This window comes from Pseudomonas sp. AM4(2022) (assembly GCF_036346515.1).
GTDB classification, from domain to species: Bacteria; Pseudomonadota; Gammaproteobacteria; order Pseudomonadales; family Pseudomonadaceae; genus Aquipseudomonas; species Aquipseudomonas paracarnis.
On sequence record NZ_JAOTNW010000076.1, the window covers coordinates 1 to 383 of the forward strand.

The following is a 383-nucleotide window of genomic DNA, read 5'->3' on the forward strand; positions in this document are numbered from 1 at the left end:
AAGAAGCAGCCCGAAATTGGGTCTGTAGCTCAGTTGGTTAGAGCGCACCCCTGATAAGGGTGAGGTCGGCAGTTCGAATCTGCCCAGACCCACCAATTTTGTGTGGGAAACGCCTGTAGAAATACGGGGCCATAGCTCAGCTGGGAGAGCGCCTGCCTTGCACGCAGGAGGTCAACGGTTCGATCCCGTTTGGCTCCACCACTACTGCTTCTGTTTGTATAAAGCTTAGAAATGAGCATTCCATTGTTGTGATGGTGAATGTTGATTTCTAGTCTTTGACTAGTTCGTTCTTTAAAAATTTGGGTATGTGATAGAAAGATAGACTGAACGTTACTTTCACTGGTAACGGATCAGGCTAAGGTAAAATTTGTGAGTTCTCTTAA

At 46.2% G+C, this 383-nt stretch carries 2 tRNA genes; both read left to right on the top strand.

Annotated elements, in window-relative coordinates:
• Positions 1-18 precede the first annotated feature (18 nt).
• A tRNA-Ile gene (locus ODQ19_RS28040) sits at positions 19-95 on the top strand.
• Between the two features lie 30 nt (positions 96-125).
• Positions 126-201 (top strand) — tRNA-Ala (locus ODQ19_RS28045).
• The last annotated feature ends 182 nt before the right edge of the window (positions 202-383 follow it).